This is a genomic window from Mycolicibacterium bacteremicum (assembly GCF_002086115.1).
GTDB lineage: Bacteria > Actinomycetota > Actinomycetes > Mycobacteriales > Mycobacteriaceae > Mycobacterium > Mycobacterium bacteremicum.
In genome coordinates this window covers 1-15,132 of record NZ_MVHJ01000038.1, presented here as the reverse complement: position 1 = coordinate 15,132, position 15,132 = coordinate 1, and the positions used below count along the sequence as shown (strand labels likewise).

The window sequence follows — 15,132 nt, the reverse complement described above, 5'->3', positions numbered from 1 at the left end:
CATGACCACAACCATGATCGTGCACGTGACCGAGTCGTTCGCCAGCGGGACCGCTTCGGCGATCGGCGATTTCGTGCGCAACTATCCCGAAGCCGAGCATCACCTGGTGTACACGTTGCGACCGGAGGCACTGGTGGACCCGCGGGAGCTGCAGCAGTTCACCTCGGCCACCGCGATGCCGGCGGGCACGCTGGCCCGGGTGCGCTTCGTGCGCAGCCATCTGCGCGGCGTGCGCGACCGGTCCGCCGGACCGGTGATCGTGCATGCCCACTCCAGCAAGGCCGGCGCGTATGTGCGTGCCGCGGTGCGCCGTTCGCCGGCGATGCCGCTGGTCTACACCCCGCACTGCTACGCCTTCGAGCGGCTCGACCTGAGCCGGCCGGCCCGGCATGTCTTCCGTGCGGTGGAATGGCTGCTGTCGTTCAACACCACCGCCTACGGGGCCTGCTCACCGCGCGAGGCCGAGCTGTCCCGCTGGCCGGCCAGTGCGCCCCGGGTGCACAGCGTGCCGAACGTGACACCGCCGGGACTGTCCGGACTGGGCAGCGCCGACGTGGACCGTCCGCTGCGCATCGTCGGCAACGGCAGGCTCGGGCCGCAGAAGGATCCGGTGTTCTTCGCCGAGGCGTTCGCCGCCGCGCGCGCTCAGCACCCCGATATCGAGGCGCTCTGGGTCGGTGGTGGTGACGACCAGTACGTGGACACGTTGCGCGCGTGCGGAGTTCAGGTCACCGGCTGGCTGCCGCGTACCGAGGCCCTGCGCGCCATGGCGTCGGCGGATCTGTACCTGCACACCGCCGGGTGGGAGGGGTTCCCGATCTCCATCATGGAGGCCGCCGGGATGGGGCTGCCGGTGGTCTCCCGGCGGCGGCCCTATCTGCTGGGTGTGGATCTGCCGATCACCATCGACGAGCCCGCCGACTTCGCCTCGGCGGTAACCCAATTGCGACAGGGCGACGCCCTGGACAAACTACGCCGGCGCACCCAGGAGGCGCTGGCCGACAACACCGACGCCGGCCAGCGGGTGGCGTTGCTCGACCTGTACGGCCCCCTGAACGGAGCACAGTGATGACCAAGGTTCATGTCAACGGCAAGTGGCTGGCGCAGCGTCTCACCGGGACACAGCGCTATGCCACCGAGATCGTGCGGGCGATCCTGGCCACCGACACCGTGGATCTGGTGATCCATGTCCCGTCCGGCACCGATGTCCCGCTGTACCTGGAGCATCCGCGCGCGCTGATCCGGCAGGCACCGGTCAAAGGTCAGCTGTTCGAACAGGTCTACCTGCCCGCAGCGACCGCCGGGAAGTTGCTGATGAATTTCGCCGGGCCGGCACCGCTGCTCAAGCGACGCCAGCTGGTGACGATGCACGATGCGACGCCGTTCCGGTACCCGCAGACGTTCACCAAGTCGTTCGCCCGGTCCTATCTGGTGGTCTACTACCTGTTGGGGCGGCTGGCGAAGCGGCTGGTGACGGTATCGCATTTCAGTGCAAGCGAATTGGACGACGTGCTGGGTATCCCGGAGGACCGGTTCGTGGTCGCCGGCTGCGCGGCCGACGCCCTGACCGGTCTGGAGCCGGTGCGTCCCGACATCGACGGTATCGACGAGCAGTTCTACCTCGTGGTGGGAACGCTTGCGGTGCACAAGAACCTGGTGGCTCCGGTACACGCCGTCGCCGAGTCGGGCCGCAAGGTGATCGTGGTGGGCGCGTCCGGTAACCGCGCGGTATTCTCGGCAGCGTCGGAGCTGACCGGCAACGCGTTCGTCGCCGGACACCTCACCGATGCCGAGCTGGCGTGGCTGTACCAGAACGCGAACGCGCTGATCTTCCCGTCCAAGTACGAGGGTTTCGGCCTGCCTCCCCTGGAGGCTCAGTCGATGGGTTGCCCGGTGGTGATCTCGCACGCCGCGTCGCTGCCCGAGATCGCCGGTGACGCAGCGTTGTTCTTCGATCCGGACGACACGTCCTCGCTACTGGCCGAGCTCGACCGGCTGGATTCGGAGAGTGGACTTGCCGACGATCTGCGTCAGCGCGGCACCGTCAACGCGAAGCGCTACTCGTGGGACGAGTCGGCGCGCACGATCCTGGCATCCCTGCAGCTGACCTAGTTTCGGCGCAGCGGGCCGGTCGGCATCGCCGCCGGTGCAACCACAACGGGCGTCTGCTGTCGCTGTGCGTCAGCCCAGGATTCCGCCGCGGGTGCACACCACGGCGGCGGGCACATCGCTGAGATTGATGGCGACACCGACCTCGGTCAACGTGTCGTGGGCCAGCCGCGCCACGATCAGCACCTGATCGGCGCGTTCTGCGACATCGATCACCTGCGACGACCCGGTCAGTGATCCGCCGTCGACGATGACGCTGCTCAGCCCGTCGCCGGTGTCCACCGCGTCGAGCATTTCGTTGACCGCGACGGTGTTCTTGCCGCTCAAGTCGGCCACACTGATGGACGTCGCGTTGACGTGTTCGCCGGCCGCGCAGGACAGCAGCCGCGCCACCTCGGCGGTACCCGAGCCGTCGGAGGCGCCGACCACCAGGATGACCCCGACGCGGGGCTGGGGCAGCTGGCTGTACAACGCGCGGGCCAATTCCAGTGAGCGGCGCGACCTTCCGAGCTTCACCACCGGTGCGATCACCGGGATCGGCTCGATCTCGCGCTGCAGCTGGGCCACCGAGGACACCACACCGGAGCGGCTGCGCCAGGCCAGCGCGCCGCCGAGGGCGAGCAGCCCACCCAGCAGCGCCCCGCCGATGCCACCGAGCAGGCGGGTGCTCGCGCCCGCGGCCGATTCCTCGACCGTCGATTCCACCGGCTGGATGGCCGGCGCGCGGTCGATCTGCGACTCCAGCGACACCCGCTTGCCGTCGAGTTCCCGTGTGCGGTCGTTGAAGACGACCTCGTCGAATGGCGCACCGAGCCGGGCGGCATCGGCCACGGCCTGCTCACGCAAGCGCACCACGGCTCCGTTCACGGCGTCCAGCGCCGACTGCACGCGCACCTTGTTGACGTCGTAGACATGACCGCTGTACACCTTCAGCGCCGCATCCACCGTGGCCTGCGCGGCGGCGGTGTCGGGTGCGGTGGCCGAAATGGCGATGATCGAGGTCTGGCCCTGCTGGGTGGCCGTCAGCGCCGGCGGCTCGTCGGCGCCGAGCTCGCTGCCGACAGCATCGGAGAATCCGGTGGAGGACAGGTAGGCGACCTCGCCGGACAGGTAGCCCTGCAGGGTGTCCGCGGGCATGGGGCTGCTGGTGATGATCTGGTTGGGGTCGACCGGCGGGTCGATGCGGATCTGCGTGGTGGCCGTCGCGGCATCGGTGCTGACCGACAGCGCCGCCACCGTACCGATGACGACTCCGATGAGAATGCCCACGATGGTCACCGGCCAGATCGGAGTCAACAATCCGAAGAATGTGGCCCGCAACCGCTTCTGCATTTCGACTCCCCTGTTGTCCAGTTCGGACTCATAGTACGGCCGGGGTCGAGCAAAGCAAATTCGCCGATGTTTGCCTGAATCCTCTCTCAGGAACATTTTCGCTAATTATCAGCATTAAATGCCCAGTAGAGAGATAGCCAAGCCGTATCTGGGCGATTGCGCCAGCAATCCGGGTGTGACCGATTCAACGCGGTGTCGTCAGCCCTCCAGCTTGTAGCCGAGCCCGCGGACGGTCACCAGGTGCACCGGACTGGCCGGGTCGGACTCGATCTTCGAGCGCAGCCGCTTCACGTGCACGTCGAGGGTCTTGGTGTCACCGACATAGTCCGCGCCCCACACCCGGTCGATGAGCTGTCCGCGGGTGAGCACCCGGCCGCTGTTGCGCATCAGGTATTCGAGCAGGTCGAATTCCTTGAGCGGCAGCGTGATGGGTTCACCGTTGACGCTGACGACGTGGCGCTCGACGTCCATCCGTACCGGTCCGGCTTCCAGCACACCGTCGGCGATGCCGACCTCGTCGCTGTCGGCGCCGCGGCGCAGCACCGCGCGGATCCGGGCGATCAGCTCGCGGGCCGAATAGGGCTTGGTGACGTAGTCATCGGCGCCCAGCTCGAGGCCGACCACCTTGTCGATCTCGCTGTCGCGCGCGGTGACCATGATGACCGGGACGCTGGAGCGTGACCGCAGTTGCTTGCAGACATCGGTGCCGCTCATCCCCGGCAGCATCAGGTCCAGCAGCACGATGTCGGCACCCGCGCGCTCGAATTCGGCCAGCGCCGACGGCCCGTCGGACACCACGGTGGCCTCGAATCCCTCCTTGCGCAACAGGAATGCCAACGGATCGGCCAAGGACTCTTCATCTTCCACGATCAACACACTGGTCATCAGAGTGCCGTGCCTTTCTTACTCATCTTCATCGTCGGCCGAATGGCCGTCAGGTATGGCCGGAATGGACAGCGTGAACGTCGAACCGGTGCCCGGCTGACTCCACAACCGGATGGAACCGTTGTGATTGGCCGCCACGTGCTTGACGATGGCCAGTCCCAGACCGGTGCCGCCGGTGGCGCGCGAGCGCGCCTTGTCGACCCGGAAGAACCGCTCGAACACCCGCTCTTGGTCAGCGCGCGCAATACCGATCCCGCGGTCGGTGACCGCGATCTCGATCTCGTCACCGCGCCGGCGCCGGCTGATCGACACATCCGTACCGTCCGGCGAGTAGGCGATGGCATTGGACACCAGGTTCGCGATCGCGGTGATCAGCAACCGCTCGTCACCGAGCACCCGGTAACCCGTCGGCGCATCGGTGGTGATGTTGATGTGGGCACTGTCGGCCGCCACCTTGTACCGCGACACCGCCTCGGCCACGACGCCGTCGACGTCGACGCTCTCCAGGTCCGGCAGTGCCTCGGCACCCTGCAGACGGGACAGCTCGATCAGCTCGCCGACCATGTTGGCCAGCCGCTCGGACTCGACGATCATCTTTCCCGCGAACCGACGCACGGTGTCGGGATCCTCGGTGGAGGCCAGCATCGCCTCGGCGAGCACGCCCATCGCCCCGACCGGGGTCTTGAGCTCATGGCTGACGTTGGCCACGAAATCGCGCCGCGTCGCCTCCATCCGGGCCTGCTCGGACTGGTCGCCGACGAAGACCACCGCGAACTGATGCGCCCCCTCGACCAGCAGACGCACGTGGCCGCGGACCGCCAGGCCCGAGCGGCCCTCCTTCTTGCGCCTGCGCGCCGAGAGGTCGATGTCGACGTCCTGCCCGGTGGCCAGGCAGCGCTGCACCGCCTGCCAGGCACGGTCGTCGAGCAACCGATCCCGCACCAGGCCCAGCTCGGTGGCCTGGTCGTTCATGTAGACGACGTCCCGGAAGGTGTCGACGACGACGATCCCCATCGGCGACATCGCGGCGATGTGGGAGAGCATCTGGGAGACGGTGATACCACCGCCTTCTTCGATGTCGCGCTCGGTCCGGCGTTCACCGATCCGACGCATCGCCACCATCCCGATGGCGATGCCGATACCCAGCGCGAGCAGAGCCAGCGCTGCCGCCAACAGCAGCGCGGAACCGACACTCACGCGAAAATCGTACGCATCGGGTGAACGACATCCCAGCAGCGTGCGGCCGAATCGGGACAAGTCACACGTTCAAAGACCAGTGTTCGGCAGCCGTTTACGCGGTGCTCATCTTCGCGCGGCACACCGAGCGCTCATTTGGCGCCCTGGGCCGCCACGGCCGCAGCCCCGGCGGCCGCCGCCTCCGGGTCCAGGTACGTGCCGCCGGCGACCGTGGGCTTGAGGTCATCGTCCAGTTCGTACAGCAACGGGATCCCGGTGGGGATGTTCAGGCCGACCACGTCGGCGTCGGACATCCCGTCCAGGTATTTGACCAGTGCCCGCAGCGAGTTACCGTGCGCGGCGATCAGCACGGTCTTGCCGGCCTTGAGGTCCGGCACGATGGTCTGCTCGAAATAGGGCACGAACCGTTCGACGACGTCCTTGAGGCATTCGGTCAGCGGGGCGCCACCGGGGATGTCGGCATAGCGCGGATCGGCGTCCTGGCTGAACTCGCTGCCCTTCTCGATCGGCGGGGGCGGGGTGTCATAGCTGCGCCGCCAGGCCATGAACTGCTCTTCGCCGTACTTCTCCTTGGTGGCCGCCTTGTCCAGGCCCTGCAACGCGCCGTAGTGCCGCTCGTTGAGCCGCCAGTCGCGGTGCACGGGAATCCAGTGCCGGTCGGCGGCGTCGAGCGCCAGGTTGGCCGTCGTGATGGCGCGACGCATCAGCGAGGTGTAGAGCACGTCGGGCAGCACCCCCTGCTCGGCGAGCAGCTTGCCGCCGCGCACCGCCTCGGCCCGGCCCTTGTCGGTCAGGTCGACATCGACCCATCCGGTGAACAGGTTCTTCTGGTTCCAGTCGCTCTCGCCGTGGCGCAGCAGGATCAAGGTCGGCATGACTGGAATCTTGCCATGGCCGGTCAGTCCTCGATGAGGTGCTGGAAGGCCTCGAGATTCTTCAGCGACTCGCCGCGGGCCACCCGCCACTCCCATTCCTTCTGGATGGAGGAGCGAAAGCCCAACTCCAACAATGTGTTGAAGTCGCTGTCGACGGCTTCGAGCACCTGCCCGAGCACCCGGTCGATCTCGTCGGGATCCACCGAACTGTTCGCCATCCAACCCACGAGATAGATGTCGCCGAGGTTGTCCAGCGTGTAGGCCACCCCGTAGAGCCGGCGGTTGCGCTTGAGCAGGAACTTGTAGACGGCCTCGAAGTTCTCGTCGGGGCGGCGGCATACGAACGCCTCCACCCGCACCGAGTGCTCGCCGACGCTCAGGATCGTGTTGGTCTTGAGCCTGCGCTCGCCCGGCAGCGCCACCACCAGCCCCGGCAGCCCGCCCTTGACGCCCTTGTGGTGGGCGTATTCGAGGTCGTTGGCGGCCAGGGTCTCCTCGATGATCGCGGTGATGCTCATGCCCGCACCCCGCGGCGCAGCGCGAACCGACGGCCGGTGCGCCGCGTCGGCACCTCGGCGCGCGGATGGCGCGCCCGGTAGTCGGTGATCGCATGGCTGTAGCTGTCGAGCAGACCGTCGACGGTGTGCGCCCAGGAGAAGGTCGCCGCATGTGCCACGGCCGCGGCACTGAGCGTGTCCGGGTCGGCCGCCAACACCGAGTCCAGCGCCATGGCCCAGTCGCCGGCGTCGTGACCGGCCACCAGCGCGCCGGTCACCCGGTCGCGCACGGCCACCGGCAGACCACCCACCTCCGCGGCCACCACCGGCGTTCCGCAGGCCTGCGCCTCCACGGCCACCAGACCGAAGGACTCGTTGTAACTGGGGACGGCGACGATGTCGGCGGCGCGGTAGACGCCCACCAGTTCGTCGCGGGATTGGGGAGGGAGGAAGGTCACGCGATCGGTGATACCCAACTCCGCGGCCAGTCGAACAAGCCCGTCGGGGGTCGCCATCCCCGAGCCCGACGGTCCCCCGGCGATCAGCACCTTCACCGACGGCAGCTTCGCGGCGGCGCGCAGCAGCACGTCCGGGGCCTTGAGCGGCTGGATGCGCCCGACGAAGGCCACCACCTTGTCGTGCGGGTCCAGGCCCAGCGCCGCCCGCGCCTGCCTGCGTGACCCCGGGGTGAACACCGACAGGTCGACCCCCGGATATACCACGTCGATACTGCGCCGGTCCGCGTGGTGCAGCGAAACCAGTTGCTGCGCTTCGATTTCGGTGTTGACAATCAACCGGTCGGCCTCGTCGACCACCTGCTGTTCACCCACCGAGCGCAGCGCGGGTTCGGGGGCGTCACCCTCGGCGAGGGCGGCGTTCTTCACCGCGGCCAGGGTGTGCGCGGTGTGCACCAGCGGCACCGCCCAGCGGTCGGCGGCCAGCCAGCCGACCTGCCCGGAAAGCCAGTAGTGCGAATGCACGATGTCGTAGTACCCCGGTTCGTGGGTGGCCTCGGCGCGCAGCACGCCGGCGGTGAATGCACACAACTGGGTCGGCAGATCGTTCTTGTCCAGGCCCTCGAACGGCCCGGCCACCACGTTGCGTACCAGCACCCCGGGCGCCACCTGCACCACCGGGGCGTCGGCCGAGGATGTCGCCCGGGTGAAGATCTCGACCTCGACCCCGCGACGCGCGAGTTCCAGCGCGGTCTGCAGGACGTAGACGTTCATCCCGCCGGCGTCACCGGTACCGGGTTGCGAGAGCGGCGAGGTGTGTACCGACAGGACCGCGACGCGACGGGCGTCCGTCAGACCGGACGTTTCGGGGACGACACGCACAGGTTCATGTCTACACCTGCGCGAAAATGCCTGAGCCTGCGGGATCAGGAGGCGCCGAGCACACCGGCTTCACCGCGGCGCAGCTGTGCGCGGCGCATCGCGGCGATCGGATCGGCGTACAGACCGCCCAGGGACACCACGCCGGCGCCGGCCTCCTGCACGCGGTTGCCGAAGGCCGTCACCCGGATGTCGCGCGAACCCAGCACCGACCGCGCGGCGAACGCGCGCTCCACCAGTTCCATACCCTCCGGGTACTCGGTGAAGGCCTGTCCGCCGACCACCAGATCGTCCGGGTTGAGCATGTCGCGCAGCAGCGCCACCGCCTCGCCGAGCACGCGGGCCCGCTCGGCGAGCAGGCCGCGGGCTCCCTCGTGTCCGCCACGGGCGGCGCGCAGTACCGAGGCCAGCGTCGAGGTGGGGCCCTCGGCCGGAATGATGCGCTGCGCCCGGGCCGCGGTCAGCACCGCCTCGTCGCTGACGGTCGACTCCAACTTGCCTGAGCCGCCGAGCAACTCGGAGTTCACCGGCAGCGCGGCGATGGTGCCCGGGCCGCTGGAGGGCGAATGCACGCGGCCGCCGATGGACAGCGCGTAGCCGACGGTTTCGCGGGCGTAGACGTAGAGGCTGGTGCCGGCCTGCGCGTTGGGGCGGCGGACGCCGAGCAGCAGTTCGGCACCGGCCATCGCGTCCACATGGGAGGCCACCGAGACCGGCAGGCCGAGCGTCTCGGCCAGCACGGGACCGACCGGGGCCTCGGTCCAGCCCAGCCGCGGATGGTCCAGGTAGCCCGAGGTGCTGTCGACCACACCACCGGCCGCGACGCCGACCCACAGCGGGCGGCGGCGGTGCCAGCGACTCAGGTAGCGGCGGGCGCTGCCGGCCAGCGAGGCCAGCGCCGCGCTCTGACTGCCGCGCGGGGTGGGCGTCTCGACGACGTCAAGGGTGCGGCCGAACAGATCGGTGGCCACGATGCTGGTGGTCCTGGCGCCGATGTGCAGGCCCAGGGTGAGGAACGGCTCGTGGTTCACCTCGACCGGGACGCGCGGCCGCCCGATCGCGCCGGACACCGCGAGATCGGCACGCTCACGCAGCACACCGGCGTCGAGCAGGGCGGTGACCTGGCGGTTCACCGTGGCGATGCTCAGTCCGGTGACCCGGGCGATGGCATCGCGGGCGATCGGGCCGCGTTGGCGGGCGGCGCCGAAGACGGACGCCGCGGCGGCGTCGGCGACCTTGAGCGACGGCGCGACGATGTGGTGCCGGGCCAACAGCGCGCGCTTGGCGTGCGCCGCGGGAGCCTGGCGGGTGGCGGCGGGAGCGGGAGCGATGGTGGTCACGATGGTGTCCTCTGGTCTGAGTCGGATGTGGGTGGGCTTCTGCCACACCGGCGACTCAGCGGGACGAAAAAGTCCTCAGGTCAGCAGGGCGCGGCGGGTGCGCAACAACAACACGCACTCCGCACGGCGAGACGGCTCGCCTGACTGATCGAGATCACGTCGACAACGTAGCACGACGGACGGGCACCACGCGTAGGTCGAATGGTGCGGCCTAGTGTTGACGACATGACGACCTCAACAGATCAGCGCCGCGTCGCGGTGGTCACCGGAGCCAGCGCCGGAATCGGTGAAGCTACCGCCAAAACCCTTGCCTCCCTTGGGTTTCATGTAATCTGCGTGGCGCGCCGCGAGGCTCCGATCCAGGCCCTGGCCGCCGAGATCGGCGGAACCGCGATTGTGGCGGATGTCACTGATCCGGCCGCCGTGGCGGCGCTGGCGCAGCTCCTGGATCGGGTGGACGTGCTGGTCAACAACGCCGGCGGTGCGCGCGGCCTGGAGTCGGTGGCCGAGGCCGACGTCGAGCACTGGCGCTGGATGTGGGAGTCCAACGTGCTGGGCACGTTGAACGTCACCAAGGCGCTGCTGGGAAAGCTGATCGCCTCCGGCGACGGGCTGATCATCACCGTCACCTCGATCGCCGCGGTCGAGATCTACGACAACGGCTCGGGCTACACCTCGGCCAAGCATGCCCAGGGCGTCCTGCACCGCACACTGCGCAGCGAACTGCTCGGAAAGCCGGTGCGGCTCACCGAGGTCGCGCCGGGGATGGTCAAGACGGACTTCTCGCTGAACCGGTTCGATGGTGACGCCGAACGCGCGGACAAGGTCTACGCCGGGGTCACCCCGCTGGTCGCCGAGGACATCGCCGAGGTGATCGGCTTCGTCGCCAGCCGGCCGTCGCATGTCGACCTGGACCTCATCGTGGTGCGTCCGCGCGATCAGGTGACCGGCGCGACCGGGTCCCGGTTCAACCGCCAGGGGTGAGCGCGGGCGTGGTCGTCGGGGTGCCCGACAGCGTCGGCGCCCCCGACGGGGTGGCCGGGGCGCTGTCCGGGATGCCGGACGGCGGCGCCTGCTCCGAGAGCGCCGACATGGAAACCCATTCGTTCCAGTCCACCGCCCAGTCCCAGATGTCGCCGTCGGCATAGGACAACTGGATGCGGGTGCCGGTGACCTCCACCGGGTCGCCGTACATGGCGGTGTTGAAGTACTGCTGGGAGTTCTCCAGGTTCAGGTTGATGCACCCGTTGGTGACATTGGTGTTGCCCTGTGCGCCAATGCTGTTCGGGTTGCAGTGAATGAACTCACCGTTGTTGGAGATGCGCACCGCAAACCGCTCGTGCACGTTGGCGTAGCCGGCGGCGGGGTTGGTCATGTAGAAGTCCTCGTACTTCTCGGTGACCACGTGGATGCCGCTGCGGGTGACGTTACGGTCCAGATCGCCTTCCCCGTAGCTGCACGGGAAGTCCATGATGACGCCCTCATCGGTGATCACCTGGATGCGGTGACTGCTCGCCTCGGCCTTGACGACCTGCCGGCGCCCGATCGTGAAGTCCAGGGTCGAGTCGGCCGCTCCGTAGGCCGACGGACCGAACTTCACCCCGTACATGTCGGCGTCGACGTGCACGGTGGTGCCCGCCGGGTAGTACTCCTTGGTCCGCCAGTGCACCCGGGAGCCGCCGGCCTCGTCGGGCAGCCAGGCCCAGCTGCCCTCGACCTGCGGGGTCGTGGTGACCTTCAGCGACTTCTCCACCGCCGCCTTGTCCTCGTCGGCGATGGCGGCGTCGAACTGCAGGATGATCGGGGCCGCGACCCCCACCGTCTGGCCGTCGGCGAGCTGGAACCGGCCGTTGACGGTGGTCTGCGGGTTGACGGTGCTGAACCCGCCGGTCACCGGCACGGCCTGCCCATCCTGCCCGACGACCGAACCCGACCAGGTGTATTCGGCGCCGTAACCCAGCGGTTCGGTCACCGTGAACTCGGTGCGGTCGCGGTTGAGCTTGCCCGCGACCACCTTGCCGTTGGCATTGGTCAGGGCGATGCGCTGAAACCAGCCGTCGCTGACGGACACCCCGGCGGCCGCGGTGGGCACGATCTCGGTGGCGGCATCATCCGGAGTCAGGGTGATCGTCGGGGACGTGGACTGCGCCTGTTCCTCGGTGGCCGGCGCCCCGCCGGTGGTCTTGCCCGCGCAGGCGGCCAGGAATCCGGCGCCACCCAGGCCCAATACCGCGAGCGCGCGGCGCCGACTCAGCGGTGCGTTCTCGAACTCGGCGGTAGGTCTCACGTGGACCAAGGGTACCTAGAGGGCGCACCCGATCAGTACGGGCTCGGGTGTGAGTTCGATCCCGAAGCGGGCCTGCACACCGTCGCGCACGGCTCTGGCCAGGGCGAGGATATCGGCCGTACCGGCCGTTCCGCGGTTGGTCAGGGCCAGCGCGTGCTTGGTGGACAGCCGTGCGGGTGCGTCGTGACCGGGATAGCCCTTGCCGAAACCGGCCTGCTCGACCAGCCAGCCGGCTGCCAGTTTCACCCCGTCGGGCGCCGGATAGTGCGGTAGCCGGCCGTCGACAGCGTCGCGCAGCCTCTCGAACACACTCGCCGGCACCACCGGGTTGGTGAAGAAGGAGCCCACGCTCCAGGTGTCGTGGTCGTTCTCATCGAGCACCATGCCCTTACCGGCACGCAGCGCCAGCACGGCGTCGCGAACCCGTCCGGCATCGATGCGCCTGCCCGCCTCCGCGCCCAACCGGGTCGCCAACTCGCCGTAGCGCAACGGCGCAGACAGCCCGTCCGGATCGAGTGTGAACTCGACCTCCAGGACGATGACGGCCGACTGATGTTTGAGCACGCTGTGCCGGTAGCCGAAGCCCAGCCGGTCCGGGCCGACCCATTCGTCGACACCGGTGCGCCGGTCCAGCAGCCGCACCCGGGAGATGGTGTCGGCGACCTCGGCACCGTAGGCGCCGACATTCTGGACCGGGGTGGCCCCGGTCGATCCCGGGATCCCGGACAGGCACTCCAGGCCGCCCAGTCCGTGCTCCAGCGCGGTGACCACGACGTCGTCCCATGGCGCACCCGCCTCGGCGCGCAGCACCGGCCCGTCCACGCGCACCCCGGTGTTGGCGACCGCCACGACGGTCAGGCCCGGGCGGTCGTCGGCCAGCACCACATTGGAACCGCCGGCGAGCACCAGCACGTCCTCGGAGATCGGCAAGGCCGACAGCACGTCGATGAGTTGGGCCGTGGTGTCACAGCTGATCAGGCGCTTAGCGACCGGTCCGATGCGCAAGGTCGTCCGCGATGCGACCGAGACATTCTCGGTGACCGCCGCACCGGCGAAAGTCGGACTGACCACGGACGCTAACGGTAGCGTGCCGACTATGCCGCGTACTCATGACATGGCGGCCGCGTATGGATGCAGCGTCGCGCAGTTGTTCGAAGCCTTCTCCGACCGGACGTACTGGATCGAGCGGCTGGAGAAGTCCGGTTGCGACGCGGTCAACCTCGACGAGCTGACCACCCGCCCGGACGGCGGCCTCGACATCGCCACCACCCAGATCGTGCGGTTCGCTCGGCTGCCCGGCGTGGTCGCCCAATTCCATTCCGGGGACCTGACACTCGTGCGCACGGAGTCCTGGGAGCCGATCGTCGACGGGCGGACCTCGGGCACCATCACCGGCGCGGTGCCGGGTGCACCGGTGCGGGTCACCGGCGCGGCGGCGCTGCGCGACAGTGCCGACGACGCCCAGCTCGACGTGCACGTCGTGATCGAGGTGCGGATCCCGCTGGTCGGCGGCAAGATCGAGAGCTTCATCGGTGGCCAACTCGCCGAGATGGTCCGCCTGGAGCAGGAGTTCACCACCGAGTGGATCCGCGAACACATCTGAACAAGCCGGTCGGCACGCCACAGGGCAAACCGGTCGGCACGCCACAGGGCAAACCGGTCGGCACGCCGACGCGTGGCACCACGGGTTACAACCGGTTACGCCGCAGCGACCGCTGGCTCGTGCACTCTCCGCGGGTGCGCACCGCCCTGCAGGCCGCCGCCGACCCGCTGGTGGTCGATCTGGGCTACGGCGCGCTGCCCGTCACGACACTGGAGTTGGCCGCCCGATTACAGACGGTGCGCCCCGATGTCCGCGTGGTGGGCCTGGAAATCCATCCCGAGCGGGTGCGCACCGCGCAGCAGGCCGCCGTCCCCGGTGTCGAATTCGCCCTCGGCGGTTTCGAATTGGCAGGCTTGCGACCGGTGCTGGTGCGGGCGTTCAACGTGCTGCGCCAGTACCCGGTCGACGATGTCGAGCCGGCCTGGTCACAACTGCAGGCCCGGTTGGCCCCGGGCGGGCTATTGGTCGACGGGACTTGCGACGAGTTGGGCAGGCGCTGCTGCTGGGTGCTGCTGGACGCCGACGGGCCGATCAGCCTGACCCTGGCCTGCGACCCGTTCGCCATCGACCGGCCCTCCGATCTGGCCGAGCGATTGCCCAAAGTACTGATCCACCGCAATATCGCCGGGGAACCGATCCACGCGCTGCTGGAGGCCGCCGACCGGGCGTGGGCCAGTGCGGCCGGACACGGCGTGTTCGGGCCGCGGGTGCGGTGGCGGGCGATGCTGGAGCAGCTGGCCGCCGAGGGTTTCGCGGTCGAGCCGCCACGCCGACGGCTGCGCGACGGGGTGCTGTCGGTGCCCTGGGCGACGGTGGCCGCATCGGGCTAGCCTGCAGATATGCGGATTGCCCTGGCACAGATCCGGTCCGGCACCGATCCGGCGGCCAACCTCGAGCTCGTCGACACCTACAGTCGCGAGGCCGCCGCGGCCGGGGCCGAGCTGGTGCTCTTCCCCGAGGCCACCATGTGCCGGTTCGGGGTGCCGCTGGCCCCGGTCGCCGAACCACTGGACGGGCGGTGGGCCGACGGCGTCCGCGCGATCGCCGCCGATGCCGGCCTCACGGTGGTGGCCGGGATGTTCTGCCCGTCCGGGGACGGCCGGGTCACCAACACCCTCATCGCCTCCGGTTCCGGCGTCGACGCGCACTACGACAAGATCCACCTCTACGACGCGTTCGGCTTCGCCGAGTCCGACACGGTCGCGCCGGGCTCCCGACCGACCGTCATCACGGTGGGAGACGTGCAGGTGGGGCTGACGCTGTGTTACGACGTCCGCTTCCCCGAACTCTATCTGGACCTGGCCGACCGCGGCGCGCAGCTGATCACCGTGCACGCCTCCTGGGGCACCGGGCCCGGCAAGCTCGACCAGTGGACGTTGCTGGCGCGCGCCCGCGCCATCGACACCACCGGGATCGTGGCGGCGGTGGACCAGGCCTATGCCGGAGCCGAGGTGGCGGCGGGACCCACCGGGGTGGGCGGCAGCCTGGTCGCCTCGGCGACGGGCGAGATCATCGCCGCGGCGCACGATGATCCGCAGCTGGTCGTGACCGATATCGACCTCGCCGGCGCGGCCAAGACCCGCGAGACCATTGCGGTGCTGCGCAACCGCGTCGAGTTCGCTAAGGCACAATCGACTGCGTGACCGATCCCTGGGCCCGCCCCGCCGATGGCG

15 protein-coding genes are annotated in these 15,132 nt (G+C 69.0%); 6 read left to right on the top strand and 9 right to left on the bottom strand.

The window, feature by feature from the left end:
* The first annotated feature begins 1 nt into the window (after position 1).
* Together BST17_RS26055 and BST17_RS26050 are read left to right on the top strand one after the other, a co-directional pair.
* The gene (locus BST17_RS26055; RefSeq protein ID WP_083061835.1) at positions 2-1,069 is read left to right on the top strand and encodes a glycosyltransferase family 4 protein; all 1,068 of its coding nucleotides are present in this window, start codon (positions 2-4) and stop codon (positions 1,067-1,069) included.
* A complete protein-coding gene (locus BST17_RS26050) occupies positions 1,069-2,112 on the top strand; it encodes a glycosyltransferase family 4 protein (protein ID WP_234807834.1) in 1,044 nt (347 codons plus the stop codon). Before BST17_RS26055 ends, BST17_RS26050 begins: the two co-directional genes overlap by 1 nt.
* 69 nt (positions 2,113-2,181) lie before the next feature.
* Here the strand turns inward: BST17_RS26050 and BST17_RS26045 are convergent, their stop codons facing one another.
* From BST17_RS26045 to BST17_RS26015, 7 genes are all read right to left on the bottom strand, one after another.
* Positions 2,182-3,441, bottom strand: coding sequence for a GumC domain-containing protein (locus BST17_RS26045; RefSeq protein WP_083061830.1), 1,260 nt, complete (start codon positions 3,439-3,441; stop codon positions 2,182-2,184).
* A 198-nt stretch (positions 3,442-3,639) separates the two neighbouring features.
* Complete coding sequence (gene regX / locus BST17_RS26040; RefSeq protein ID WP_083061828.1) at positions 3,640-4,326, bottom strand: two-component sensory transduction protein RegX; 687 nt, start codon at positions 4,324-4,326, stop codon at positions 3,640-3,642.
* An 18-nt stretch (positions 4,327-4,344) separates the two neighbouring features.
* A complete protein-coding gene (locus tag BST17_RS26035) occupies positions 4,345-5,523 on the bottom strand; it encodes a sensor histidine kinase (RefSeq protein ID WP_083061825.1) in 1,179 nt (392 codons plus the stop codon).
* Positions 5,524-5,654: 131 nt separating this feature from the next.
* Complete coding sequence (locus BST17_RS26030) at positions 5,655-6,398, bottom strand: phosphoglyceromutase (protein WP_083061822.1); 744 nt, start codon at positions 6,396-6,398, stop codon at positions 5,655-5,657.
* Positions 6,399-6,421: 23 nt separating this feature from the next.
* The gene (locus BST17_RS26025; protein ID WP_083061820.1) at positions 6,422-6,916 is read right to left on the bottom strand and encodes a type III secretion system chaperone family protein; all 495 of its coding nucleotides are present in this window, start codon (positions 6,914-6,916) and stop codon (positions 6,422-6,424) included.
* Entirely contained in the window at positions 6,913-8,232 is a 1,320-nt protein-coding gene (gene mshA / locus BST17_RS26020) for a D-inositol-3-phosphate glycosyltransferase (RefSeq protein ID WP_083061818.1), read from the bottom strand. Before mshA ends, BST17_RS26025 begins: the two co-directional genes overlap by 4 nt.
* A gap of 44 nt (positions 8,233-8,276) precedes the next feature.
* Positions 8,277-9,569: an ROK family protein gene (locus BST17_RS26015; protein ID WP_407937770.1), complete on the bottom strand. Its 1,293-nt coding sequence runs from the start codon at positions 9,567-9,569 to the stop codon at positions 8,277-8,279.
* 225 nt (positions 9,570-9,794) lie between these two features.
* Between BST17_RS26015 and BST17_RS26010 the strand changes: the two genes are divergently transcribed.
* Complete coding sequence (locus BST17_RS26010; protein WP_083061816.1) at positions 9,795-10,553, top strand: SDR family oxidoreductase; 759 nt, start codon at positions 9,795-9,797, stop codon at positions 10,551-10,553.
* On the opposite strand, the gene BST17_RS26005 is transcribed toward BST17_RS26010, so the two are convergent.
* Together BST17_RS26005 and BST17_RS26000 are read right to left on the bottom strand one after the other, a co-directional pair.
* Positions 10,537-11,856 carry a L,D-transpeptidase gene (locus BST17_RS26005; protein ID WP_083061814.1) on the bottom strand — a complete coding sequence of 440 codons (1,320 nt, stop codon included), beginning with the start codon at positions 11,854-11,856 and terminating at the stop codon, positions 10,537-10,539. The two genes, BST17_RS26010 and BST17_RS26005, sit on opposite strands and share 17 nt — an antisense overlap.
* 15 nt (positions 11,857-11,871) lie before the next feature.
* Entirely contained in the window at positions 11,872-12,927 is a 1,056-nt protein-coding gene (locus tag BST17_RS26000; protein ID WP_083061812.1) for a UDP-N-acetylmuramate dehydrogenase, read from the bottom strand.
* Between the two features lie 25 nt (positions 12,928-12,952).
* On the opposite strand from BST17_RS26000, the gene BST17_RS25995 reads away from it, so the two are divergent.
* Genes BST17_RS25995 through BST17_RS25985 form a run of 3 tightly spaced genes read left to right on the top strand, consistent with a single transcriptional unit; the run spans position 12,953 to position 15,102 of the window.
* Positions 12,953-13,459: a DUF2505 domain-containing protein gene (locus BST17_RS25995; RefSeq protein WP_083061809.1), complete on the top strand. Its 507-nt coding sequence runs from the start codon at positions 12,953-12,955 to the stop codon at positions 13,457-13,459.
* On the top strand, positions 13,456-14,289 hold the full coding sequence (locus tag BST17_RS25990; protein ID WP_083061888.1) for a class I SAM-dependent methyltransferase: 834 nt from the start codon (positions 13,456-13,458) through the stop codon (positions 14,287-14,289). Before BST17_RS25995 ends, BST17_RS25990 begins: the two co-directional genes overlap by 4 nt.
* 9 nt (positions 14,290-14,298) lie before the next feature.
* A complete protein-coding gene (locus BST17_RS25985; protein WP_083061806.1) occupies positions 14,299-15,102 on the top strand; it encodes a carbon-nitrogen hydrolase family protein in 804 nt (267 codons plus the stop codon).
* Positions 15,103-15,132 lie beyond the last annotated feature (30 nt).